Source organism: Bacillus sp. FSL K6-2944 (assembly GCF_038005385.1).
Classification (GTDB): Bacteria; Bacillota; Bacilli; order Bacillales; family Bacillaceae_G; genus Bacillus_A; species Bacillus_A cereus.
This window is the reverse complement of record NZ_JBBOTE010000003.1, coordinates 321,783-347,500: the sequence shown is the minus strand read 5'-3', so window position 1 is coordinate 347,500 and position 25,718 is coordinate 321,783. Positions and strand designations below refer to the sequence as shown.

Below are 25,718 nucleotides of genomic sequence, written 5' to 3'. Positions count from 1 at the left end.
GAACCATCATAGTTATCTTGATAATCAATTGTATTTTTTGAAATATCACGTATTAATTCCATAGAAATCTTAGACATTCTTGCCTCTGTATAACGCATTGCTGCTGCTGAATCTCCATCTACAGAACCGAAGTTACCATGCCCATCTACAAGCATATAACGTTGACTAAAATCTTGCGCCATACGTACCATTGTTTCATAAACGGCTGAATCACCATGAGGGTGATACTTACCAATTACTTCACCGACAATACGTGCTGATTTCTTATACGCTTTATCAGCTGTAATTCCTAAATCATTCATCGCATATAAAACCCTACGATGCACAGGTTTTAATCCATCACGAACATCTGGTAATGCACGAGATACGATAACACTCATTGCGTAATCTAAAAATGAGGTACGCATTTCATGACTAATATTAATTTCTCGAATTCGTGCTTGTTGTTGATTGTCTGACATCAACGAGCACCTCCTCTTACATTTCCGTTACACATACATTGATTTATATGTAGAAGACAGGAATACTTAGATTCCTGTCATTACTCATTTAAATATCAAGGTTCTTCACGTATTTTGCATTCTCTTGGATAAAGTTACGACGCGGTTCTACTTTATCACCCATTAAAATTTCAAACGTTTCGTCTGCTTCTATTGCATCTTGAAGAGAAACTTGAAGTAACGAACGTACTTCTGGATCCATTGTCGTCTCCCATAGCTGAGTTGGATTCATCTCCCCAAGACCTTTATAACGTTGAATTCCTGGTTTCGGCTGGGCTGGTAGCTCAGCTAAGATTTTTTCAAGTTCCTTATCGTTGTAAGCATATTGAATTTTTTTACCTTGTTGTATTTTAAACAATGGCGGCTGTGCAATATAGATATAACCACACTCAATTATTTGACGCATATAACGATAGAAGAACGTTAATAATAGGGTACGAATATGTGCACCATCAACATCGGCATCGGTCATAATAATAACTTTATGATAGCGTGCTTTTTCAATATCGAAGTCTCCACCAATATTTGTACCGATTGCCGTAATAATTGTACGAACTTCATCATTTGATAAAATCTTATCTAAGCGCGCCTTTTCCACATTAATAATTTTACCCTTCAGCGGTAAAATTGCTTGGAAATGACGATCGCGTCCTTGTTTTGCAGATCCACCCGCAGAGTCACCCTCTACGATGTAAATTTCACTAATTGCTGGATCTTTCGAAGAGCAATCAGCTAATTTACCAGGTAAACTTGAAACTTCTAACGCACTCTTTCGACGTGTCAATTCACGCGCTTTTTTCGCAGCTACACGTGCACGTGCAGCCATCGTACCTTTTTCTACAATTTTTCGCGCTACATTAGGATTTTCTAGTAAGAACTTTTCAAATGCCTCTGAGAATACAGACTCTGTAATTGTTCTCGCTTCACTATTCCCAAGTTTTGTCTTCGTTTGTCCTTCAAATTGTGGATTTGGATGCTTGATTGATACAATTGCTGTTAAACCTTCACGAACATCCTCACCAGTTAAATTACTGTCCGCATCTTTTAAAATGCTATTTTTACGACCATAGTCGTTGATTACACGAGTTAAAGCTGTTTTAAAACCTACCTCATGTGTACCACCTTCATACGTATGGATGTTATTCGTAAATGAGTAAATATTATTTGTGTATCCTTCGTTATATTGAAGAGAAACCTCAACCTGAATACCATCTTTTGAACCTTCTACGTACACAGGCTCTTCATGAATCGGTTGTTTTGAGCGATTTAAATGCTCAACGTATGATTTAATTCCACCTTCGTAATGGAATTCTTTCTTTTGCTTATGTTCACGTTTATCTTCAATTGTTAATTTAATATTACGATTTAAAAACGCTAATTCACGCATACGAGTTGCTAGCGTATCAAAATCGTATACTGTTGTTTCTTGGAAAATTTCCGGATCTGGTTTAAATCGAGTTATTGTTCCTGTTTGATCGGTGTCACCAATGACTTTTAAATCCGCAACCGGAATACCTCTTTCGTATTTTTGATAATGGATTTTACCTTCACGATGTACAAATACTTCTAATTCTGTTGATAGAGCATTTACAACCGATGCCCCAACACCATGTAAACCACCAGAAACTTTATAACCGCCACCGCCAAATTTACCACCGGCGTGGAGAACAGTCATAATAACTTCTACAGCTGGACGTCCCATTTTTTCTTGTATACCAACCGGAATACCACGCCCATTATCCGTTACACGAATACTATTATCTTCTTCGATACTAACATTAATTTCATCACAATAACCTGCAAGTGCTTCATCAATACTATTATCTACGATTTCCCAAACAAGATGGTGAAGCCCTTTTCCACTTGTAGATCCAATATACATACCAGGGCGTTTCCGAACTGCCTCTAGTCCTTCAAGCACCTGTATCTGACTTTCATCATATGCATTTTCTTGCATTTGCTTTTGTTCCATTGACACAAAGATCACCTACTTTTCCATTTAAACAGGGGTTATTCCCTATCTATTTCACAATCTACAGTGCCGTTCGTTACATGAATTGTTTTCGCTTCTTTTAATGTTTCGTGTTCAATTCCGTCGACACTCGTCGTTGTAACAAATGTTTGCACTTTTCCTTGAATTGTATTTAAAAGATGTGATTGACGATAATCATCTAATTCTGATAAAACATCATCCAACAAAAGGATTGGATATTCTTTAACCTCTGAATAAATCAATTCAATTTCAGCTAATTTTAGGGATAGTGCGGTCGTTCGTTGTTGTCCTTGCGAACCAAAGACTTGAACATTTTTACTATTAACGAAGAATTGTAAATCGTCACGATGAGGACCAATTAAAGTCGTACCACGGAAAATTTCACGTTGTTTCACAGATTGAAAACTTTCATAGTATACTTCTTTTATTTTCGACAAATCCATTGATTCTGATACATCTACACTTGGTTTATAGACAATTTCTAACTCTTCTAATCCACGGCTTATACCTCGATGAATTGGAGCTGCCCATTCCTGTAGCAAATGCAAAAATTCAAAACGTTTTTGCAGTATTTTCGCACCATGCTCAATTAGTTGAAGTGTAAATACATCCAACATCGTTTCCTCATTCTTACTATTCCCTTGCATTTTTTTCAACAAGTGATTTCGTTGCGTGAGCACCTTTTGATATTGACTTAATTCATACAAATATACAGGAGCTATTTGTCCTAATTCCATATCTAAAAAGCGTCTTCTTACTTGAGGGCTTCCTTTTACAAGATTTAAATCTTCTGGGGCAAACATGACAACGTTCATCACGCCAATATATTGACTTAACTTTTGTTGTTCAAGTTGATTTAATTTTGCCTTTTTACCTTTTTTCGAAATATTTAATTCCAAAGACAAAGAACTGTTTCTTTTTTGTAATTTCCCTTTTATTTGACCAAAATCTTCATCCCAGCGGATAAGTTCGCGATCATTAGAGGTTCTATGAGATTTCGCCATCGCTAAAACATAAATAGCTTCCATCAAATTTGTTTTCCCTTGCGCATTTTCGCCGATAATTACATTTACCTTATCTTCAAAGGAAAGCTCTAATTTTTCATAATTGCGATAGTTTTTTAATTGTATTTCTGAAATAAACAAAGGGCTCCCCCTTTATGCCTGAACTTGGAAAGTTCCGCTTCCTGGAATTTCAATAACATCATTCGCATATAGTTTGCGACCTCTTCTATTTTCAAGTTCGTTGTTCACGTACACTTCATATTCTTGTAAAAACCATTTTACAGCGCCACCTGTATCAATTACATCAGCTAACTTTAAAAATTGTCCTAGTGTAATATACTCTGTTGAAATTTTAATACGTTTCATAAAATCGCTCACTTTCTGAAAGTGTTCATTCTTTCATTGTACTAAATAAACTAGCATTAGGAAAGTAATACCCAAAAATCAAATAAGGGCCACTAGCATCTTTAAACTAGCAACCCTTATTCCTTACCTAGTAAGTACGAACCGGTAAAATTAATTGAATAATTGAATCATCATTTACTGTACGAATTAAGAACGGTCTCATCGCCCCAGTAAAGCTAACTTTAATCTCTGTACTATCCAAAGCTTTCAATGCATCCATCATATATTTTGCACTAAAAGATATTTTTAACTCTTCTCCATCTACTTTTTCGCATTGTACTTCTTCGACAACTTTTCCGATTTCTGGTGAATTCGAAGAAATCTCTAGCATTTCTTGCTCTAAAGTTGATAATTTAACAACGTTATTGCGGCCATCTCTTGCTAATAGTGAAGCGCGATCAATTGCTTGTAGGAATTCTTTTGTATTCACAAAAATATCCGTTTTACTCTCTGCCGGAATTAAACGTGTCGTAGCAGGATAATTCCCTTCTAACAATCTTGAGAAGAATAATAAATGTTTTGTACGGAATAATACTTGATACTCCGTAATAACGATATCTACCATTTCTTCAGACTCATCTAAAATTTTACTTAATTCATTTAAGCTCTTACCTGGGATAACAACATTAGCTTGGAATTCATCTGCAATATTATGTCCTTCAATTTTTGCTTTTCGAAGTGCCAGCCTATGACTATCTGTTGCAATACAAGTTAACTCGCTGTTATATACCTTCCAGTTTACACCTGTCAAGATTGGTCTTGTTTCAGAAGTAGAAACTGCAAATACAGTTTGTCTGATCATATGTTTAAGTAAATCTGTTGGTATCTTAAATACATGATGTTCTTCAATCTGTGGCAATAACGGATATTCTGCAGAATCTAAACCATTTAAGTTAAACTCTGATTTTCCAGATTTTATTTTTGTCATAAAATGATTTTCTACAGAAATTTCGACAGTGTCTTTAGGTAGTTTTTTTACAATCTCACTAAAATATTTTGCCTGTAAAACAATGCTTCCTGATTGAGCTATTTCTACGATTTCTTTTCCATCTTCTTCGACTGGAATAAACGATTCAATAGAAATATCAGCATCGCTTCCTGTTAATGTAACTCCTTCTTCAGTTGCTACAACTTTAATTCCCGTAAGAATTGGGATTGTTGTACGAGAAGAAACTGCCTTCATTACATCTTGTACACCTCTTACAAGATAGTCTTTTTGTATTGTAAAACGCATAAAGAAAAACCTCCGGTAAGTATAAGATTTTATTTAATTAATAAAGATAAAAAATAGTAGTAATAGTAATAGGGCTTGTGGATATGTGGATAACCCCGCTAAAGGATGTAAAAACAGTCTATCTACATGTGGATAGACTGTGCGTAAAACAAGGTAAGTTATTCACACTATTCAGCTACTACTTTAAAATACCATTAATTTCTTCAACTTGCTTTTGTAATTGCGTATCGGTTTTTAGTAGTTTAGAGATTTTTTCATGGGCATGGATAACTGTTGTATGATCACGTCCACCAAATTCTTCACCTATTTTTGGTAAAGAGGAATCTGTAAGCTCGCGCGATAAATACATTGCAATTTGGCGAGGAAACGCAACTGATTTTGTACGTTTTTTCGCTTTAAAATCTTCTAATTTCACTTGATAAACGTCCCCGACAGCTTTTTGAATATCATAAATAGAGATAATTTTCGGCTTAGAATTTGGAATAATATCTTTAAGTGCTTCAGCTGCTAAATCAGCATTAATATCTTTATTAATTAAAGATGAATAAGCTACAACTCGGATAAGTGCACCTTCTAATTCACGAATATTTGAATCAATTTGATTTGCGATATAAAGCATAACTTCATTTGGTATATCAAGCCCTTCAGCTTTTGCTTTTTTGCGTAAAATCGCAATTCGTGTCTCTAAATCTGGTGGCGTAATGTCTGTAATAAGTCCCCATTCAAAGCGGGAACGAAGACGATCTTCTAAAGTTGGAATTTCTTTTGGTGGTCGGTCACTAGAAATTACAATTTGTTTACTTTCTTCGTGTAATGCATTAAATGTATGGAAAAACTCTTCTTGAGTCTGTTCTTTTCCAGCAAGAAATTGAATATCATCTATCAATAAAACATCTACGTTGCGATATTTATTACGAAAATCAACAGCTTTATTATCACGAATAGAGTTAATAAATTCATTTGTAAATTTTTCTGATGATAAATATACAACTTTTGCATTTGGATTATGTTCAATTACATAATGACCAATTGCATGCATTAAATGTGTCTTTCCAAGTCCAACTCCTCCGTAAATAAAGAGTGGATTATACGCTTTAGCTGGCGCCTCAGCTACAGCTAATGAAGCTGCATGGGCAAAACGGTTACCAGAGCCAATAACAAATGTATCGAATGTATATTTTGGATTTAACATGCTCTGTGGTAAATGAGCTGAATCATCTTGTGCTGGATTCGGCTTAACTGGAGGCAGATCAATGTCCTCTTCAGCTTGACTTTGGGGAATAATAAAGCGAATTGCTAATTTTGCCCCTGTTAAATCGTATAGTGTTTCTGAAATTAGTTCGGAGTAATGAGATTCTAGCCAGTCACGAGCAAATTCATTCGGAGCTGTAATCGTTAATACGTCTTTCTTCAAGTTATGAGCCGTTGTGGATTTTAACCATGTCTCATAACTAGGCTTGCTTACCTTTTTTTCTAATTCTTTTAAGGCACTATTCCATAAATCAGAGATATTTTCCAAAGGTGTCCCTCCTTTACTAAGTTGGTAAAAGAATAAGGTTGCGCAACAAATGTACAACCTAATAAATATAAAATGTATATTTATACGAAACGTATTTTAAAACCTAAAAACGTCGTTTGTATATGAGATAGGGTTTTCGACAAAAAAAGTAAATGTGGACAACTATTTACCCACATGTGATTAAAACTGTCCACATGTTATACACAAATTGTGGATAAGATAAAGATGTGGAAAACTTATTCAAAGTGAAAACACAACTATAATATCAAAAAAAAGTGGCTATAGCAATGAATTTAAGAAAGTTATCCACAAAATCAATACCTTGTGGAATAAACTTGTCCACAACACGATATACTGTGTAAAAGTGTGAAAAAAGTTTGTGGATATAAAAAACGCGAAAAAATATTTATCCACAAGGAAATATAGGTGCTGTGAAAAAGTATGTGAATAGGTTCAAAATGAATATTTGATGAAAATTTCTAGAACCATTGACATTTTCCTAGTTAATTAACTATAATTTATAGGACTGTCTTTAACAGATATTCCTCAGGGAGGTGTCATATAATGAAAAGAACTTACCAACCAAATAAACGTAAGCGCAGCAAAGTACATGGTTTCCGCAGCCGTATGAGCACAGCGAACGGACGTAAAGTGCTAGCAGCTCGTCGTCGTAAAGGAAGAAAAGTATTATCTGCGTAGACCACTGATCGTTCAGTGGTCTTTTTTTCTAATAATAGTGAATTTCCGCTGATGAAATACAGGAGTGTCAATTGATATGAAGAAAAAACATCGTATAAAGAAGAATGATGAATTCCAGGCGGTTTTTCAAAAAGGAAAATCAAATGCGAATCGTCAGTTTGTTGTATACCAATTAGATAAAGAAGAACAGCCAAACTTTCGCATCGGCCTTTCTGTTAGCAAAAAAATAGGAAATGCAGTAGTTCGTAATCGAATTAAGCGCATGGTCCGTCAGGCTATTACAGAGCTAAAAGATGAGATAGATTCTGGAAAAGATTTTGTTATAATAGCAAGGAAGCCTTGTGCAGAGATGACATATGAAGAAGTAAAGAAAAGCTTAATTCATGTCTTTAAACGCTCTGGTATGAAAAGAATAAAAAAGTAGCGTAAGGAAATGAATTACACTATATACATACCGAAACAAGGAGGAGCAGGCTTTGAAAAAGAAAATAGGTTTACTGGCCATGGTTATTACATTAATGGCAATTGCTACCGGCTGTAGTGAAACGGGTCAGCCGATTACATCGAAGAGCACTGGGATTTGGAATGAATATTTCGTATACCCGCTTTCTCAGTTAATCACGTATTTTGCGACATGGCTTGGTGATAATTACGGTTTAGCGATCGTTATTACGACCCTTATTATTCGTTTTGCATTATTACCATTAATGATTAAGCAAACGAAGAGTACGAAAGCTATGCAGGCGTTACAACCAGAAATGGTAAAGTTAAAAGAGAAATATAGCTCGAAAGACCAAGCAACACAGCAAAAATTACAACAAGAAATGATGCAGCTATATCAAAAAAATGGTGTAAATCCATTAGCCGGTTGTTTACCAATATTTGTTCAGATGCCTATTTTATTCGCATTTTATCATGCGATTATGAGAACATCAGAAATTAGTAAACATACATTTTTATGGTTTGATTTAGGACAGGCAGACCCTTACTATATCTTACCGGTTGTTGCAGCGATTACGACATTTATTCAGCAAAAGCTTGCAATGGCAGGAACTGCTGGTCAAAATCCACAAATGGCAATGATGATTTGGCTTATGCCGATTATGATTTTAATCTTTGCAATTAACTTCCCAGCTGCATTATCACTTTACTGGGTTGTTGGTAATATCTTTGGTATTGCTCAAATGTACTTTATCAAAGGGCCAGAGATTAAGGCTAACAAAGCTGGAGGCTCAAGCAAGTGAGTATAATTACTGCTAAAGGACAAACAGTCGAGCTGGCAGTAGAGGATGCTTTAAGGCAATTAAATACATCAAAAGATCGAGTAGATATAAATATTGTCGATGAGGGTAAAAGGGGATTCTTAGGTTTATTTGGGAATCGCCCTGCAGTAGTAGAAGTTGTATTGAAGAAAGATCCAATTCAAGAATGTGAAGAATATTTAAGAAAGGTTATTCACGATATGGGTGTGGAAGTCGAGATTAGTAAAATTGTAAAAGGACGCGAAATCGAATTCACAATTTCTGGTGATAATGTAGGTGTTTTAATTGGGAAAAGAGGTAATACATTGAACTCTTTACAGTATTTAACAAAACTTGTCGCGAATCGTAACACGAAGCAGTATATCGGTATTACACTAGATGCTGAAAATTATCGTAGTAAAAGAAAAAGTACGTTAGAATCACTTTCTTATCGATTAGCGAAACAAGTATTTAATACGAAAAAAAGAGTTATTTTAGAACCGATGCCATCTTTTGAACGAAAAATTATTCATCAGGCATTATCAAATCATCAAGGTATCAATACAACTTCTGAAGGAAATGAACCACATCGGCATGTTGTAATATCTCCTAAATGACCGGTTGCTCAAATGAGTGCCGGTTTTTTTGAGCGGAAAATAGATGTGGATAACTAAAAAACACTAAACTTATCCACTGTGAATAAGTTTAGTGTTTTTTACATGGGGATATAATAAAATGAGTTATTCTTCTTTTGTAGATAGGTTCGTTATGGTATCCTAATAATTTAGTGAAAGAAATAATCATGTTGAAATAGAGATAAATAAGCAAGTGAGGTGAAAGGACATGGAATTTGATACAATTGCTGCGATTTCCACAGCGCTTGGAGAGGGTGCAATTGCCATTGTTCGAGTAAGTGGGGATGATGCGGTTGAGAAAGTTGATCGTATTTTTAAGGGGAAGGATTTAACAGAGGTTCCTTCTCACACTATTCATTATGGTCATATTGTTGATTTAGATACAAATCAAGTTATTGAAGAAGTTATGGTGTCTATTATGCGCGCACCAAGGACTTTTACACGTGAAAATATAGTGGAAATTAACTGTCACGGTGGACTTGTTTCAGTAAATAAAGTATTGCAACTTATTCTAGCACAAGGAGTACGATTGGCAGAACCGGGCGAATTTACAAAACGTGCTTTTTTAAATGGACGTATCGACTTATCACAAGCAGAAGCTGTTATGGATTTGATTCGAGCAAAAACAGATCGTGCGATGAATGTAGCAATTAATCAAATGGAAGGGCGATTATCTAAATTAATTGGTCTTTTGCGTCAAGAAATATTAGAAACATTAGCTCATGTTGAGGTAAATATAGATTATCCAGAATACGATGATGTAGAAGAGATGACACATAATATTTTAATTGAGAAAGCGACGCATGTTCGTTCGGAAATCGAAAAAATATTAGAAACATCAAAACAGGGGAAAATTTTACGTGAAGGTATTGCTACAGCAATTATCGGTAGACCTAACGTTGGGAAATCATCGTTATTAAATAGTCTTGTTCAGGAGAAAAAGGCAATTGTAACTGATATTGCAGGAACAACTCGTGATGTTATTGAAGAGTACGTTAACGTGCGTGGTGTACCTCTTAAACTTATAGATACAGCCGGTATTCGGGAGACAGAAGATGTTGTTGAACGAATTGGTGTGGAACGTTCAAAAGAAATGATGAGCCAAGCGGATTTAGTATTAGTTGTTGTCAACTATAGCGAGGCTTTAACAAATGAGGATGAAGATCTATTCCGTGCGGTACAAGGAAAAGACTTTATTGTTATTGTGAATAAGACTGATTTACCGCAAGCGATTGATATGGAACGTGTTACAGAGTTAGCCGCGGGAAATCGTGTTATTACAACATCCTTAATTGAGGAACAAGGAATAGCTGAACTAGAAAAGGCAATAGCTGATTTATTCTTTGAAGGAACAATCGATTCTGCAGATATGACATATGTTTCTAATGCGAGACATATTGGATTATTAACACAAGCAGGAAAAACAATCGGTGATGCAGTTGAGGCGATTGAAAATGGTGTACCAATTGATATGGTACAAATTGATTTAACAAGAACGTGGGAAATACTTGGTGAAATTACTGGGGACACAGTGCATGAAAGCTTAATTGACCAGTTGTTCTCTCAATTTTGTTTAGGAAAATAATATAGTGAAGTTGTAGAAAGATAGAGATTATTAGGAGGAATAAACAATGGGATACAATGCCGGTTCATACGATGTCATAGTAATCGGTGCAGGTCATGCAGGATGTGAAGCTGGTCTTGCGGCAGCACGAATGGGCTCAAAAACATTAATGTTAACAATTAATTTGGATATGGTAGCATTCATGCCATGTAACCCTTCTGTTGGTGGACCAGCAAAAGGGATTGTTGTTCGTGAAATTGATGCATTAGGCGGAGAAATGGGACGTAATATTGATAAAACTCATATTCAAATGCGTATGCTAAATACAGGTAAGGGACCAGCCGTACGTGCACTTCGAGCGCAAGCTGATAAATTCGCTTACCAACATGAATTAAAGAAAACAATTGAAGAAACACCAAACTTAACGTTGTTCCAAGGAATGGTAGAGCGTTTAATCGTTGAAGAAGGTGTATGTAAAGGGGTAGTTACACAAGCTGGTGCAGAATATACAGCAAAAACTGTTGTAATTACAACTGGAACATTTTTACGCGGCGAGATTATCATGGGCGACTTAAAATATTCAAGCGGTCCAAATAATCAGCAACCGTCTATTACATTATCTGAGCATTTAGAGGAACTTGGATTTGATCTTGTTAGATTTAAAACAGGGACACCTCCGCGTGTAAACAGTAATACAATTGACTACAGTAAAACAGAAATTCAACCAGGTGATGATAAGCCACGTGCGTTCTCTTTTGAAACAACGAAATTTATTATGGATCAAATTCCATGTTGGTTGACATATACAAGTACAGAAACACACCGTTTAATAGATGAAAATTTACATCGTTCAGCTATGTATTCTGGTATGATTAAAGGAACAGGCCCTAGATACTGTCCTTCTATTGAAGACAAAGTAGTAAGATTTAATGATAAACCACGCCATCAAATTTTCTTAGAGCCAGAAGGGCGTAATACACAAGAAGTATATGTACAAGGTTTATCCACAAGCTTACCAGAAGATGTACAACGTGACATGCTTAGAACAATTCCAGGCCTAGAAAATGTTGAAATGATGCGTACAGGTTATGCAATTGAATATGATGCAATTGTGCCAACACAACTATGGCCAACACTTGAAACGAAAAAGATTAAAAATTTATATACAGCAGGACAAATTAATGGAACTTCTGGTTACGAAGAGGCGGCCGGACAAGGGCTTATGGCTGGAATTAATGCAGCATGCCGTTCTTTAGGTAAAAAAGAAGTTGTTTTAGGTCGCGAGGATGCTTATATTGGCGTCTTAATTGATGATCTTGTAACGAAAGGTACAAATGAACCATATCGTTTATTAACGTCTCGTGCAGAATACCGTCTATTATTACGCCACGATAATGCTGATCTTCGTTTAACTGAAGTTGGTCGTGAAATTGGATTAATTAAAGAAGAGCGCTATGAGCGATTTACAAATAAAAAATTACAAATTGAACAGGAAAAGGAACGTTTAAGCAGCATTATTATTAAACCACGTCCTGAAGTTCAAGAATTAATTCGCAATATTGGCGGAAGTGAATTGAAAGATGGAATACGTGCAAGTGACTTATTACGTCGTCCAGAGATGACATATGAGCATATTCATCTTTTAGTACCAAGTGAAGTAGAATTAAGTGATGAAGTTAAAGAACAAGTTGAAATTCAGATTAAGTATGAAGGGTATATTGAAAAATCTTTACAGCAAGTAGAGCGTATGAAGAAAATGGAGAGTAAAAAAATCCCTGTAGATATTGATTATGATGCGATTTCTAGCCTTGCTTCAGAAGCTAGACAGAAATTGAAAGATGTTCGTCCACTTTCAATGGGGCAGGCTTCACGTATTTCTGGCGTAAATCCAGCGGATATTTCCATTTTACTTGTGTATATAGAACAAGGAAAAATTGCACGCGTATCGAACCAATAAATAGTAAGGAGATATTGCTAGATGAACATAGAACAATTTCAATCTATGCTAGAAGAGAAGGGAATCACCCTCTCTTCTAGACAGTTAGAGCAGTTCAAAATCTACTTTGAAACATTAGTAGAGTGGAATGAAAAAATGAACTTAACGGCTATTACAGAAAAAGAAGAAGTATATTTAAAACACTTTTTTGATTCCATTACAGCTGCTTTTTATTATGATTTTTCAAAACCATTCTCAATTTGTGATGTTGGTGCAGGGGCTGGATTCCCAAGTATTCCTTTAAAAATCTGTTTCCCGCACTTAAAAGTAACAATTGTAGATTCATTGCAAAAACGTATTAATTTCTTAAATCACTTAGCCCAAAAGTTAGAATTAAGTGATGTTGCATTTTGTCACGATCGTGCTGAAACATTTGGGAAAAAAGAAGGTGTACGTGAATCATACGATATTGTAATGGCACGTGCAGTTGCGCGTCTTTCTGTATTAAGTGAGCTATGTTTACCACTTGTAAAAGTTGGAGGAACATTCATTGCAATGAAAGGTGCAGCAGCAAACGAAGAAATTGAAAATGGCAAGTATGCTTTAGAGGTGCTAGGCGGAGAGTTAAAAGAGATGTCTACGTTCCAATTGCCGTTTGAAGAGAGTGAACGTAATATTTTATTAATCGAGAAAAAGCGCAAGACACCAAAGAAATATCCACGCAAACCGGGAACACCCAATAAATTACCTATTGAAAAATAAATCTTATTAGACGTAAGATTAAATTATATAAATGAAAACGTAAATGTTTCATAGGAAACATTTTATGGAGAATAGTCAATAGGCCTAAAAGGTGGTGGAATATGTATGAAAAATACGTTTTCTCGTTTATTTGGCTTTGGAGATAAAGAGAGCGAATTCGAATTACAAGACGAAAGCCATGAAGAGATAGATAAAAAGGTATATGAAGAAATACAAGAAATTCCGATAGTAAATATTACCCCTAACCGTTATCAACCAAGAACAGTTTTTGATGATGCGCGTATTGATGAGCTAGCATTAACAATTCGTACACATGGACTTATTCAACCGATTGTTGTAAGGCAATATGAGGATGATAAGTACGAGATTATTGCTGGAGAAAGACGTTTTCGCGCGGCAACAAAGTTAGGTTGGGAAAAGGTTCCTGCAATTATAAAGAATTTAAATGATACAGAGACAGCTTCTGTAGCTTTAATTGAAAACTTGCAACGTGAGGAACTAACGGCAATCGAGGAAGCTGTGGCATATCAAAAGCTGATTGAGTTACATAATTTAACACAAGAAGCATTGGCACAACGACTTGGAAAAGGACAATCTACAATCGCAAATAAGTTGCGCTTGTTAAAGTTGCCTGAAGAAATAAAAAGTGCATTATTAGAAAAAAGCATTACAGAACGTCATGCCCGCGCTCTCATTCCTTTAAAAAATGAGGAATTACAACTGAAGGTTTTACAGGAAATTGTTGAGAAACAACTAAATGTAAAGCAAACAGAAGAACGAATTGCGAAGTTACTAGAGGAAGCGAAACCGAAGCGTAAGGCAAAGCAAAAAGCAGTAAGTCGAGATACGAGGATTGCTATGAATACAATTAGACAATCTTTACAAATGGTTACTGAAAGTGGTTTGAATGTTAATTCTGAGGAAGAAGAATTTGATGAGTACTATCAAATTACAATTAAAATTCCAAAGAAAAAATAATAATGACGTGCTAGAGACCTTATCCTATTGGAGAGGTCTCTTTTACTATATTTTCTTGTTAAATGAAGAAGGAGTTTAGAAATAAATTTTGAAGTTTAATAAAGGACGTAAAAGAAAAAGTTTTATTTCATGTTACAATAAACGTAATTGTTACTAGAATAAGATAGAAAGGTTGAAAGTAGGTGACATCATGGGAAAAATCATTGCTATTGCTAATCAAAAAGGCGGTGTTGGAAAAACAACAACATCTGTTAATTTAGGGGCTGGATTGGCGCAAGTAGGTAAAAAAGTCCTTCTTGTAGATATTGATGCTCAAGGAAATGCAACGACTGGTGTGGGAATTGAAAAATCTGAATTAGATCAATGTATTTACAACGTTCTTGTGGAAGATGCAGATGTTCAAGGGGTTATACAGAAAACCGCAACTGAAAACTTAGATGTTCTACCCGCTACAATTCAATTGGCTGGTGCTGAAATTGAATTGGTACCGACTATTTCCCGGGAAGTACGTTTGCAAAGAGCATTACAGCCAGTTCGTGATGAATATGACTATATTATTATCGACTGTCCCCCATCTTTAGGGTTATTAACGATTAATGCATTAACAGCAGCAGATTCTGTTATTATTCCTGTACAGTGTGAATATTACGCACTAGAAGGGTTAAGTCAGCTATTAAATACAGTTCGACTTGTACAAAAACATTTAAATAAAAATTTAGCAATTCAAGGTGTATTGTTAACAATGTTGGATGCCCGTACAAATTTAGGGATTCAAGTTATAGATGAAGTGAAAAAGTATTTTAGGGATAAAGTATATCGCTCGATTATTCCGCGTAATGTACGCTTGAGCGAGGCTCCAAGTCATGGGAAACCTATTATGCAGTATGACGCTAAATCAAGAGGAGCAGAAGTGTATATAGATTTAGCAGAGGAAGTGATTGCAGGTGGCTAAAGGATTAGGAAGAGGAATTAATGTGTTTTTTCCTGATTTAGATGTGCAAGAAGAGGAAACAATTCAGGAGATTCTTGTAACTGAATTAAGGCCGAATCCATATCAACCGCGTAAACACTTTAATAAAGAGGCGATTCAGGAATTAGCAATTTCGATTAAGGAACACGGTATTCTACAACCATTAATTGCTAGGAAGAGTATTAAAGGATATGAAATTGTTGCAGGTGAAAGACGATTTCGTGCTGCAAAAGAGGCTGGTTTAGAAAAAGTACCTGCGGTTGTAAGACAATTAACTGAACAGCAAATGATGGAATTTGCTTTGTTAGAAAACTTACAACGAGAAGATTTAAATCCTATGGAAGAGGCAATGGCATACCAGATGTTAATGAATGAGCTAAATGTAACGCAAGAACAATTAGCGAAACGTCTTGGTAAAAGCAGACCTTACATTGCAAATTATACTCGGTTATTAAGCCTACCTTCTTTCGTACAAGATATGATTGCAAATGGTCAACTTTCAATGGCTCATGGGAGAACTTTACTTACGATAAAAGATGAAGAACAATTGAAGTCCTTATTGAAACGCATTGAAAAAGAAGGATTAAATGTTCGTCAATTAGAGAAAATCGTCCAAGAGATTAATCAACACGTTTCACGTGAAACAAAAAAAGTGAAAAAAGAGCGAAATATATTTTTCGTAGAACGTGAAACGTTCTTAAGAGAAAAGTTTGGCACAGATGTGAAAATTAAAGAGACGAAAAAAGAAAAAGGTAAAATCGAAATTGAATTTTTTAATAAAGAAGATTTAAATCGTATTTTAGAACTATTAGCACAGAAAAATTAAAAAGCAAACCATCTTATTATTTATAGATGGTTTGCTTTTTTTAATGCGGATAATTTTTGATCCGTCTCTTTTATACTTTTTGCGATTACATCAGCCATTTTCATGACTAAACTTAATCTTGTATTTTGAAGAACGAAAAACTCCATAAACCCATTTAGATTGACGATACCGTGTATGTGCAAATCACCAACTGCAGGTAATTTCTTATTCATAGCAGCTCCAGGTTTACTAGGTCCCTTTCCAGTAGTGATTGATCCGATATTTTGGGACTTTCCTAAACATGCATCAACAGCAATTATAAATGCAGTAGGATATTCTTTCTGTATATTCTGAATTTTCTCCTCTAAATTTAGCGCATGTACTGGCTCATCTAGTGTACCGAATACTTGGAGGTTTTGGATGTCTATTTGTTCAAGTTTTGTACCAACTAATGGGCCGAGTGCGTCACCTGTAGAGCGATCTGTGCCGATACAAACGAGAATGAGTGGTATATTAGTTTTAATAGGAATATGGGTAAGTAAGAAATTACTGATTATCTCAGAGGCTTCTAGATCTTGGTGCATAACGTTTTGAGTTTCTTTCTCAAAAAATGGTAAGCGAAAACTTCCAATATTCATGAAGCACCCATCCTTTTAATAAATTTTCAATATATGTTATATGGTGAGGAAAATGGAAAGTTATAAGTGCGTAATTTTTGCAAAATGTGAATGAAAACGGAAATAATAGTACTAGTATATATATATTCGTTCCATTTTATACCTGGATGTCGGGGATAAAATAGGATTAAAATCATAAAATTTTTTCAGCAATTAGGGGACTTCTGATACAATAATAAGGGTAACTAAAAAGAAATTTTAGCTAGAGAGGTAGAGGTACATGGATTTATTAGCGAAGTGGTTTAATTCTATGAAACAGTATTTATTAGATGCTGATCGTTGGGCTCATATTGGAGTTGCGACATTAAAAATATGTATTATTTTAACAATTGGTGCAGTTGTTGTGCGAATTGCAAGGGCGGTTGTACGAAATGCGTTTCGTATGGGGAGTCGTTCTCCAATTCAAATTTCAGAACGTCGTACAGTTACAGTAGCGAAATTACTTGAAAATATTGTAGCGTACGTTGTTATGTTCATTATGCTAATTGCGATTTTAGGTGTGTTTGATATTAATGCATCAGGTTTATTAGCGGGTGCTGGGGTAATTGGTTTAGCAGTCGGATTTGGTGCTCAAAGTTTAGTGAAAGACGTTATTACAGGTTTATTTATTTTGTTAGAGGATCAGTTTTCAGTTGGCGATTATGTTAAAATCGGTCAATTTGAAGGAGTCGTTTTAGAAATTGGACTTCGTACAACGAAAGTAAAGAGTTGGACAGGTGAAATTCATACTTTACCAAATGGAAGTATTATTCAAGTTACTAACTACTCAGTTAGTAATAGTGTAGCGTTTGTTGATGTATCTATTTCATATGAGGCTGATATTGCGAAAGCAGAGCAAGTTATTGAAGATTTATTAGTAGAATTACCTTCAAAGTACGAAAAAATGGTAACAACGCCTCAATTATTAGGTGTGCAAACATTAGCTGCATCAGAAGTTATATTACGTGTTATTGCTGAAGTAGAACCGATGCAACATGCAGTTATTGCAAGGGCACTTCGTAAAGAGATTAAAAATCGTCTTGATTTACATGGAATTGAAATTCCATATCCACGTATGGTTTTATATAATCGTGAAGAATTAGTTAGTGGAAAAGCAATTTAGTATGGAGAGGAGTTTGGAGAATGGAGCAAAAGGAATATAACTTGTATGATGTTGTGGAAATGAAGAAAGCCCATCCATGTGGCGAGAATCGTTGGAAAATTATTCGTATGGGAATGGATATCCGCATTAAGTGCGAGGGGTGTGACCATTCAGTAATGATTCCTCGAAGAGAGTTTGATCGTAAGGTGAAAAAAATACTTGTGAAGCACGAAGAATAGAGGGAGAGTAACAGTTACAGTAGGTAACTGTTACTTTTTTTCGTTTGGCGGAAACTTGTCATTTTTTTCGTTACTATCTATAATGATGAAAGATTGAGACATAGGAGTGAAAAATATGGGATTAACGGCTGGGATTGTTGGATTACCTAACGTAGGGAAGTCCACTTTATTTAATGCAATTACACAAGCAGGAGCAGAATCTGCGAACTATCCATTCTGTACAATTGATCCAAACGTAGGGATTGTAGAAGTACCAGATGAGCGTTTAAATAAATTAACGGAATTAGTAGAACCGAAAAAGACTGTTCCGACTGTATTCGAGTTTACTGATATTGCAGGTATCGTAAAAGGTGCTAGTAAAGGTGAAGGTTTAGGAAATAAATTCTTATCTCACATTCGTCAAGTAGATGCAATTTGCCAAGTTGTTCGTTGTTTTGAAGACGAAAATATTACGCACGTTTCAGGGAAAGTAGATCCAATTGATGATATTGAAACAATCAATTTAGAGCTAATTTTAGCGGATTTAGAGTCTGTTGATAAGCGTATCGAGCGTGTTGCGAAATTAGCAAGACAAAAAGATAAAGAAGCGGTATATGAGCATGAAATTTTAGTTCGTTTAAAAGAAGCTTTTGAAGAGGGAAAACCAGCTCGTACTGTTGAATTTACAGAAGAGCAGATGAAGATTGTTAAAGGCCTTCATTTACTTACAACAAAAGAAATGTTATACGTAGCGAATGTAAGTGAAGACGATATTATTGATCCTTCGGAAAATAAATACGTACAAATGGTAAAAGAATTTGCAGCAAATGAAAATTCTCAAGTAATCGTTGTATGTGCAAAAATTGAATCAGAAATCGCTGAATTAGACGAAGAAGAGAAAAAAGTATTCCTTGAAGAATTAGGAATTGAAGAGTCTGGTTTAGATCAATTAATTCGTGCAGCATATGACCTATTAGGACTTGCTACGTACTTTACAGCTGGCGTTCAAGAAGTACGTGCTTGGACATTTAAACAAGGAATGAAGGCACCACAATGTGCTGGTGTTATTCATACAGACTTTGAGCGTGGATTTATTCGTGCAGAAACAGTTTCTTACGATGATTTAATGACAAACGGTTCTATGACAGCTGCAAAAGAAGCTGGAAAAGTACGTTTAGAAGGAAAAGAATATATCGTAAAAGACGGAGATGTTATGCACTTCCGTTTTAACGTTTAATTTAATATTTCCTAGGAAAAATAAAGATATGAACTTGGCAAATATATTATATGTTTGCCAAGTTTTTTATGTATTGGTGAGTTGATTCATATAACTTACTATGATATAATCTAAACTCGTGAGTAATTACTATAAATTAATTGCTCCTTGCCCATTACGGGCCGTTTAGACCAAAAGGAGGTGAAAGTGTAATGAGAAAGTACGAAATTATGTACATCATTCGTCCTGGCGTTGAAGAAGAAGCTCAAAAAGCTTTAGTTGAACGTTTTGCAGGTGTTTTAACAAACAATGGTGCAGAAATCATTAACACGAAAGAGTGGGGTAAGCGTCGTTTAGCTTACGAAATCAACGACTTACGTGAAGGTTTCTACATGATCTTAAACGTGAAATCTAACGCAGAAGCGATTAACGAATTCGACCGTTTAGCTAAGATCAACGAAGACATCCTTCGTCATATCGTTGTTAAAGAAGAAGAAAAATAATTGATATATAAGGGAGAGTGGTTCGATTGATGAATCGTGTTATCCTCGTTGGTCGTTTAACTAAGGACCCTGACTTACGTTACACGCCCAATGGTGTCGCAGTAGCTACTTTTACGTTAGCTGTGAATCGCGCATTTGCCAATCAGCAAGGTGAGCGTGAAGCTGACTTTATTAATTGTGTAATATGGCGTAAACAAGCAGAAAACGTAGCAAATTATTTGAAAAAAGGTAGCTTAGCAGGCGTAGATGGGCGTCTTCAAACTCGTAATTACGAGGGACAAGATGGTAAACGTGTATACGTAACAGAAGTTCTTGCGGAAAGCGTGCAATTTTTAGAGCCGCGTAATGGCGGTGGGGAGCAACGTGGTTCATTTAATCAGCAACCATCAGGAGCTGGTTTCGGTAACCAAGGCTCTAACCCATTTGGTCAATCTAGTAATTCAGGTAACCAAGGTAACTCTGGATTTACGAAGAATGACGATCCATTTTCAAATGTAGGTCAACCGATCGACATTTCCGACGACGATTTACCGTTCTAATACAGTAAATTTGTTAGTTTTAACAAAGAATGGAGGGAAATAGACATGGCAGGACGCAAAGGTGGACGTGCGAAACGTCGTAAGGTGTGTTTCTTCACAGCTAACGGCATCACTCGCATTGACTATAAAGATGTTGATTTATTAAAACGTTTCGTTTCTGAGCGTGGTAAAATTTTACCTCGTCGTGTAACAGGAACAAGCGCAAAATACCAACGCAAACTTACAGTTGCAATTAAACGTGCTCGTCAAATGGCACTTTTACCATATGTTGGTGAATAATAGCGTATGAAATGCACAGTAGAGTCGGACTCTACTGTGCATTTTGCTATGCTTTTCTTTTTGAAAGAGAGGTTAAAATGTGAAACAAACAAAGTTTATTACAGAAGGTGCAGCATTATTAGCTATATATGCAATTTTATTGCTTATATCTATGTATGTTCCGATTTTGGGTACAGTTGTAACTTTTGCGTTGCCGTTACCATTTATACTATTAATGATAAGACATAAACTATCTAATGTGCTCGTGGTTTTTGTAGCAGCACTTTTTGTTACTATTATTGTGAGTCAACCGCTGAATTTAGTGAAGACAATTATGTTTGGATTGATAGGGATTGTTTTAGGATATATGTATAAAACAAGAAAAAAGCCAGTTGAAATCTTAATAGCGGGGACGCTTGCATACTTAATTGGTTTTGTACTTATTTATGTTGCGAGTATAAAGTTTTTCAACATAGATATAATGAAGCAAATGCAAAGTATGTTTAGTGAAAGTATGGCGAAAAGCGAAAAGATAGTAAGTGCTACAGGTATGCCGATTAGTAAGGAACAAAAAGAGCTACTTGCACAAATGAATGATATATTACAATCGTTACTTCCAAGTATACTTGTGCTAGTTTCAGTATGTTTTTCTTGGATTACAGTGATAATATCAGGTAGTGTTTTGAAAAAGTTAAAACATGAAGTTATATCTTGGCCTAAATTTAAAGATATACAATTACCAAAGAGTATCATTTGGTATTACGTTATATTTATTTTGTTAGCAACTTTTATAAAAGTAGAACCAACATCATATTTACATATGGTATTTTCTAACATAAATGTCATATTTGCGCTATTGCTTGTACTGCAAGGTCTGACATTTATCGCCTTTTTAGCGTATAGAAAAGGTTTTACTAAAGGGGTTCCTATTATTAGTTTTATTGCATGCATGTTTATTCCGATGCTGTTTCCTCTTGTGACAATCTTAGGTATAATTGACTTAGGGATTTCATTGCGTTCTAAAATAGGGGGATAAAATAATATTCCTTATACTATTTTAATCTGTTTAACTAACTGGAAGGTAAGTTAGTTTTACTTTATAGGAGTTGTATACATGCCTGAATTTGATAAGAAACAGTGGTTTTTATATCCTGTTTATGTATTGGCATTTTTTGTGTTTGTGCTCATTTCAATTCTCTGTTATTTTCATTTAATTATGGGTATAGCTGCTTTTGTCATTTTTTGTATCGTATTCTTTATCGTTATACGATTTGAACTTAATTTTCAAAGGAATTTCGAAAAGCATACGACAGATATGATTACAAGAGTAAAGAAAGTAAGTAATGAAGCATTTAACCAAATGCCGATTGGTATTTTGTTATACAATAAGGATTATGGGATTGATTGGGCAAATCCTTATTTATCTTCATGTCTGGGACAGCACGCATTAGCTGGATGGCACCTTTACGATGTATCAGAAACATTACTTCTTTTCATTAAAGGAGAAACTTCTGATGATATAGTCTCTTTAAATAATCGAAAGTTTCGCGTTTTTGTAAGGAAAGAAGAAAAGTTAATTTATTTCTTTGATGTAACGGAACAAACAGAAATCGAAAAGATGTACGAGGATCAAAGGACTGTTTTAGCTGTCATCTATTTGGATAATTATGATGAAGTTACACAAGGATTAGATGATCAATTACGTACGAATATAACAAGTCTTGTGACATCGCGACTAAATGAATGGGCACTTAAGTATGGTGCTTATTTAAAACGTGCATCTTCAGAAAGATTCTTCGTTGTGCTAAATGAAAGTATTTTGACGCAGATGGAGAAAGGGAAATTTAGCATTTTAGATCAGGTGCGTGAAGAAACATCTAAAAGGAATATACCACTTACATTAAGTGTGGGTGTCGGATCAGGTGATTTACCTTTATCAGAGCTTGGAGCAATGGCTCAATCTGGTTTAGATCTTGCGCTTGGGCGTGGGGGAGACCAAGTAGCTATTAAACAAGCGACAGGTAAAGTTAAGTTCTATGGAGGTAAGACAAATCCGGTTGAAAAACGTACCCGTGTACGCGCCAGGGTCATTTCGCATGCGTTAAAGGATTTAGTATTAGAAAGTAGTAATGTCATTATTATGGGGCATAGGGCTCCCGATATGGACGCAATTGGTGCTGCGATTGGTATTTTAAAAGTGGCTCAATTAAATGAGCGTAAAGGATATATTGTGTTAGATGAAAATGATTCCGATAAAGGAATTAAGCGTTTGATGGACAAAGTGAAACAAAATGAGGAGTTATGGTCTCATTTTATTACTCCAGAGCAAGCGATGGAATTTGCAAATGATGAGTCGTTACTTGTTGTTGTCGATACGCATAAACCTTCTATGGTGATGGAGCAAAAACTGTTACATAAAATTGAAAATGTAGTAGTTATTGATCATCATCGCCGTGGAGAAGATTTTATTGAAGACCCATTGCTAGTTTATATGGAACCATATGCTTCTTCAACGGCAGAATTGGTTACAGAATTACTTGAGTATCAACCTAAAAATTTAAAGATGACAATGTTAGAAGCGACGGCATTGTTAGCGGGTATTATTGTCGACACGAAAAGTTTCACATTCCGGACAGGGGCTCGTACATTTGATGCTGCTTCTTATTTACGCTCACATGGTGCAGATACTGTACTTGTACAAGAACTTTTAAAGGAAGATATGGATCAGTATTTACGGGTTGCAAAAGCTATAAAAAATGCGTACATTTATAAAAATGGAATTGCGATTGCTAAAGTTGATAGTGATGATTACTACGATCAAGTGCTTATTGCGCAATCGGCAGACACGTTATTAACGATGACAGGGATTATTGCATCATTTGTTGTTGCGAAACGTGGCGAGAATCTCATTGGAATTAGCAGCAGGTCTTTAGGTGAAGTGAATGTGCAGCTAATTATGGAAAACTTAGGCGGTGGCGGGCATTTGACGAATGCAGCCACACAGATGAAAAATGTTACAGTAGATGAAGCTGAGGAGAAGCTTCGATTTGTTATTGATGACTATTTACAGGGAGGCACACAATCATGAAAGTAATTTTTCTAAAAGACGTAAAAGGTAAAGGTAAAAAAGGAGAAGTAAAAAACGTACCAGATGGCTATGCAAACAACTTCTTACTAAAACAAGGATTAGCTGCTGAAGCAACAAATAGCAGTATGAAAACTTTAGAAGCTCAAAAGCGTAAAGAAGAAAAAGATGCAGCAGCAGAGCTTGAAAATGCAAAAGAGTTAAAAGAGACTTTAGAGAAATTAACTGTAGAATTAAAGGCGAAATCTGGAGAAGGTGGCCGTTTATTTGGTTCTATCACAAGCAAACAAATCGTAGATGCAATGCAAAAATCACACAAGATTAAACTTGATAAACGTAAATTTGAAATGGACGATGCAATCCGCGCGTTAGGTTATACAAACGTTACTGTGAAATTGCATCCACAAGTAACAGCAACAGTAAAAGTTCATGTTAGTGAACAATAAAAATAAATTAAGCAAGGAGGATTGCGTATGAGTGATGTACTTGCTGATCGTACCCCTCCGCATAATATAGAGGCTGAGCAGGCGGTTTTAGGGGCCATATTGATTGATCAAGATGCGTTAACTTCAGCATCAGAGTTATTGGTACCTGATTCGTTCTATCGAACGAAACATCAAAAGATTTTTGAAGTCATGCTTGGGCTATCTGATAAGGGAGAGCCGATCGACTTAGTAATGATGACATCAGCAATGGCTGATCAAGGATTACTAGAAGAGGTTGGTGGGGTTTCTTACTTAGCAGAGTTAGCAGAAGTTGTGCCAACTGCAGCTAACGTAGAATATTACGCACGCATCATCGCTGAAAAGGCGCTTTTACGTCGTTTAATTCGCACGGCGACTCATATTGTATCGGATGGATACGAGAGAGAAGATGATGTGGATGGTCTTTTAAACGAGGCTGAGAAAAAAATATTAGAAGTATCCCATCAAACGAATGCAAAAGCATTCCAAAACATTAAAGATGTTCTTGTAGATGCTTATGACAAAATTGAACTTTTGCATAATCAAAAGGGTGAAGTTACTGGGATACCAACTGGGTTTACTGAATTAGATAAGATGACAGCAGGTTTCCAACGAAATGATTTAATTATCGTGGCAGCACGTCCATCAGTAGGGAAAACGGCATTTTCATTAAATATTGCACAAAACGTAGCGACGAAAACGGATGAAAATGTAGCGATTTTTAGTTTGGAGATGGGTGCTGATCAGCTTGTTATGCGTATGCTTTGTGCAGAAGGGAATATTGATGCACAAAGACTTCGTACTGGTTCATTAACTTCCGATGATTGGGCAAAATTAACAATGGCAATGGGGAGTCTCTCAAATGCTGGTATATATATTGATGATACGCCAGGTATTAAAGTAAATGAGATTCGAGCAAAATGCCGTAGATTAAAGCAAGAACAAGGTCTTGGTATGATTTTGATTGACTATTTGCAGCTTATTCAAGGAAGTGGGAAATCAGGAGAAAACCGTCAGCAGGAAGTATCTGAGATTTCTCGTACCTTAAAAGGGATTGCGCGTGAATTGCAAGTGCCTGTTATTGCTTTATCACAGTTATCTCGTGGTGTAGAATCTCGTCAAGATAAACGCCCGATGATGTCTGATATTCGTGAATCTGGAAGTATTGAGCAGGATGCTGATATTGTAGCTTTCCTATATCGTGAAGACTACTATGATCGAGAAACGGAAAACAAAAATACAATTGAAATTATTATTGCAAAACAACGTAACGGTCCAGTAGGTTCAGTGGAACTTGCATTCGTCAAAGAGTTCAATAAGTTCGTTAACTTAGAACGTCGTTTTGAGGATGGACATGCTCCACCGGCATAAAGGCAGTATAAAAAAGAAACACATTTCTTATAATAAGATGTGTTTCTTTTTTTTTATAAGA

The 25,718-nt window shown here is 35.7% G+C and carries 27 protein-coding genes (1 of these 27 only partly in view); 20 read left to right on the top strand and 7 right to left on the bottom strand.

Annotation, left to right across the window (positions count from 1 at the left end):
* The 6 genes from gyrA to dnaA all read right to left on the bottom strand — a co-directional run.
* On the bottom strand, window positions 1-461 hold the 5' portion of the coding sequence (gene gyrA, locus MHH55_RS28215) for a DNA gyrase subunit A (protein ID WP_001282864.1). The gene continues 2,011 nt to the left of window position 1, outside the view; 461 of the gene's 2,472 nt are visible here — the first part of the coding sequence; its start codon is at window positions 459-461; its stop codon lies beyond the left edge, outside the window.
* An 88-nt stretch (window positions 462-549) separates the two neighbouring features.
* The gene (gyrB, locus tag MHH55_RS28210) at window positions 550-2,472 is read right to left on the bottom strand and encodes a DNA topoisomerase (ATP-hydrolyzing) subunit B (protein ID WP_000435982.1); all 1,923 of its coding nucleotides are present in this window, start codon (window positions 2,470-2,472) and stop codon (window positions 550-552) included.
* A 38-nt stretch (window positions 2,473-2,510) separates the two neighbouring features.
* Complete coding sequence (recF, locus tag MHH55_RS28205) at window positions 2,511-3,638, bottom strand: DNA replication/repair protein RecF (RefSeq protein WP_000470745.1); 1,128 nt, start codon at window positions 3,636-3,638, stop codon at window positions 2,511-2,513.
* Window positions 3,639-3,650: 12 nt separating this feature from the next.
* The gene (gene yaaA / locus MHH55_RS28200; RefSeq protein WP_000821364.1) at window positions 3,651-3,863 is read right to left on the bottom strand and encodes a S4 domain-containing protein YaaA; all 213 of its coding nucleotides are present in this window, start codon (window positions 3,861-3,863) and stop codon (window positions 3,651-3,653) included.
* A gap of 127 nt (window positions 3,864-3,990) precedes the next feature.
* On the bottom strand, window positions 3,991-5,136 hold the full coding sequence (gene dnaN / locus MHH55_RS28195) for a DNA polymerase III subunit beta (protein WP_078186680.1): 1,146 nt from the start codon (window positions 5,134-5,136) through the stop codon (window positions 3,991-3,993).
* A gap of 178 nt (window positions 5,137-5,314) precedes the next feature.
* The gene (gene dnaA / locus MHH55_RS28190) at window positions 5,315-6,655 is read right to left on the bottom strand and encodes a chromosomal replication initiator protein DnaA (protein ID WP_000428017.1); all 1,341 of its coding nucleotides are present in this window, start codon (window positions 6,653-6,655) and stop codon (window positions 5,315-5,317) included.
* A gap of 564 nt (window positions 6,656-7,219) precedes the next feature.
* On the opposite strand from dnaA, the gene rpmH reads away from it, so the two are divergent.
* The 10 genes from rpmH (at window position 7,220) to spo0J (ending at window position 16,266) form a co-directional block, all read left to right on the top strand.
* Window positions 7,220-7,354, top strand: a complete 135-nt coding sequence (gene rpmH / locus MHH55_RS28185; protein WP_000831901.1) for a 50S ribosomal protein L34 — start codon at window positions 7,220-7,222, stop codon at window positions 7,352-7,354.
* Between the two features lie 76 nt (window positions 7,355-7,430).
* Window positions 7,431-7,778, top strand: a complete 348-nt coding sequence (gene rnpA / locus MHH55_RS28180; RefSeq protein WP_000726621.1) for a ribonuclease P protein component — start codon at window positions 7,431-7,433, stop codon at window positions 7,776-7,778.
* Window positions 7,779-7,830: 52 nt separating this feature from the next.
* On the top strand, window positions 7,831-8,598 hold the full coding sequence (gene spoIIIJ, locus MHH55_RS28175) for a YidC family membrane integrase SpoIIIJ (protein ID WP_000726764.1): 768 nt from the start codon (window positions 7,831-7,833) through the stop codon (window positions 8,596-8,598).
* Complete coding sequence (jag, locus tag MHH55_RS28170) at window positions 8,595-9,212, top strand: RNA-binding cell elongation regulator Jag/EloR (protein WP_078186679.1); 618 nt, start codon at window positions 8,595-8,597, stop codon at window positions 9,210-9,212. Before spoIIIJ ends, jag begins: the two co-directional genes overlap by 4 nt.
* 226 nt (window positions 9,213-9,438) lie before the next feature.
* Window positions 9,439-10,815: a tRNA uridine-5-carboxymethylaminomethyl(34) synthesis GTPase MnmE gene (gene mnmE / locus MHH55_RS28165; protein WP_074555682.1), complete on the top strand. Its 1,377-nt coding sequence runs from the start codon at window positions 9,439-9,441 to the stop codon at window positions 10,813-10,815.
* A gap of 46 nt (window positions 10,816-10,861) precedes the next feature.
* Window positions 10,862-12,751, top strand: coding sequence for a tRNA uridine-5-carboxymethylaminomethyl(34) synthesis enzyme MnmG (mnmG, locus tag MHH55_RS28160; protein ID WP_000541031.1), 1,890 nt, complete (start codon window positions 10,862-10,864; stop codon window positions 12,749-12,751).
* A gap of 21 nt (window positions 12,752-12,772) precedes the next feature.
* Entirely contained in the window at window positions 12,773-13,492 is a 720-nt protein-coding gene (gene rsmG, locus MHH55_RS28155) for a 16S rRNA (guanine(527)-N(7))-methyltransferase RsmG (protein ID WP_001019628.1), read from the top strand.
* 105 nt (window positions 13,493-13,597) lie between these two features.
* Entirely contained in the window at window positions 13,598-14,470 is an 873-nt protein-coding gene (gene noc, locus MHH55_RS28150) for a nucleoid occlusion protein (RefSeq protein ID WP_000799016.1), read from the top strand.
* A 190-nt stretch (window positions 14,471-14,660) separates the two neighbouring features.
* On the top strand, window positions 14,661-15,422 hold the full coding sequence (gene soj / locus MHH55_RS28145; protein WP_000516114.1) for a sporulation initiation inhibitor protein Soj: 762 nt from the start codon (window positions 14,661-14,663) through the stop codon (window positions 15,420-15,422).
* Window positions 15,415-16,266: a stage 0 sporulation protein Spo0J gene (gene spo0J, locus MHH55_RS28140; protein ID WP_078186678.1), complete on the top strand. Its 852-nt coding sequence runs from the start codon at window positions 15,415-15,417 to the stop codon at window positions 16,264-16,266. Before soj ends, spo0J begins: the two co-directional genes overlap by 8 nt.
* A 20-nt stretch (window positions 16,267-16,286) precedes the next feature.
* Here spo0J and yyaC read toward each other — a convergent pair whose 3' ends face one another.
* Complete coding sequence (yyaC, locus tag MHH55_RS28135; protein ID WP_001020714.1) at window positions 16,287-16,883, bottom strand: spore protease YyaC; 597 nt, start codon at window positions 16,881-16,883, stop codon at window positions 16,287-16,289.
* Between the two features lie 259 nt (window positions 16,884-17,142).
* Here yyaC and MHH55_RS28130 point away from each other — a divergent pair, with 259 nt between their 5' ends.
* The 10 genes from MHH55_RS28130 (at window position 17,143) to dnaB (ending at window position 25,657) form a co-directional block, all read left to right on the top strand.
* A complete protein-coding gene (locus tag MHH55_RS28130; protein ID WP_000364814.1) occupies window positions 17,143-18,024 on the top strand; it encodes a mechanosensitive ion channel family protein in 882 nt (293 codons plus the stop codon).
* A 20-nt stretch (window positions 18,025-18,044) separates the two neighbouring features.
* The gene (locus MHH55_RS28125) at window positions 18,045-18,242 is read left to right on the top strand and encodes a DUF951 domain-containing protein (protein ID WP_000435485.1); all 198 of its coding nucleotides are present in this window, start codon (window positions 18,045-18,047) and stop codon (window positions 18,240-18,242) included.
* A 115-nt stretch (window positions 18,243-18,357) separates the two neighbouring features.
* The gene (ychF, locus tag MHH55_RS28120; RefSeq protein WP_000524657.1) at window positions 18,358-19,458 is read left to right on the top strand and encodes a redox-regulated ATPase YchF; all 1,101 of its coding nucleotides are present in this window, start codon (window positions 18,358-18,360) and stop codon (window positions 19,456-19,458) included.
* A gap of 191 nt (window positions 19,459-19,649) precedes the next feature.
* Window positions 19,650-19,940, top strand: a complete 291-nt coding sequence (gene rpsF / locus MHH55_RS28115; protein WP_001233778.1) for a 30S ribosomal protein S6 — start codon at window positions 19,650-19,652, stop codon at window positions 19,938-19,940.
* Between the two features lie 26 nt (window positions 19,941-19,966).
* Window positions 19,967-20,479, top strand: coding sequence for a single-stranded DNA-binding protein (gene ssb, locus MHH55_RS28110; RefSeq protein WP_000981966.1), 513 nt, complete (start codon window positions 19,967-19,969; stop codon window positions 20,477-20,479).
* A gap of 45 nt (window positions 20,480-20,524) precedes the next feature.
* Window positions 20,525-20,758 carry a 30S ribosomal protein S18 gene (gene rpsR / locus MHH55_RS28105; protein WP_000918873.1) on the top strand — a complete coding sequence of 78 codons (234 nt, stop codon included), beginning with the start codon at window positions 20,525-20,527 and terminating at the stop codon, window positions 20,756-20,758.
* 79 nt (window positions 20,759-20,837) lie between these two features.
* Window positions 20,838-21,773 (top strand): YybS family protein, encoded by a 936-nt coding sequence (locus MHH55_RS28100; RefSeq protein ID WP_078186677.1) that lies wholly within the window; start codon window positions 20,838-20,840, stop codon window positions 21,771-21,773.
* 78 nt (window positions 21,774-21,851) lie between these two features.
* Complete coding sequence (locus MHH55_RS28095; RefSeq protein ID WP_001113785.1) at window positions 21,852-23,825, top strand: DHH family phosphoesterase; 1,974 nt, start codon at window positions 21,852-21,854, stop codon at window positions 23,823-23,825.
* Window positions 23,822-24,268, top strand: a complete 447-nt coding sequence (rplI, locus tag MHH55_RS28090; RefSeq protein WP_000864228.1) for a 50S ribosomal protein L9 — start codon at window positions 23,822-23,824, stop codon at window positions 24,266-24,268. Before MHH55_RS28095 ends, rplI begins: the two co-directional genes overlap by 4 nt.
* A gap of 27 nt (window positions 24,269-24,295) precedes the next feature.
* Window positions 24,296-25,657, top strand: a complete 1,362-nt coding sequence (gene dnaB / locus MHH55_RS28085) for a replicative DNA helicase (RefSeq protein WP_001286148.1) — start codon at window positions 24,296-24,298, stop codon at window positions 25,655-25,657.
* Window positions 25,658-25,718: the final 61 nt, after the last annotated feature.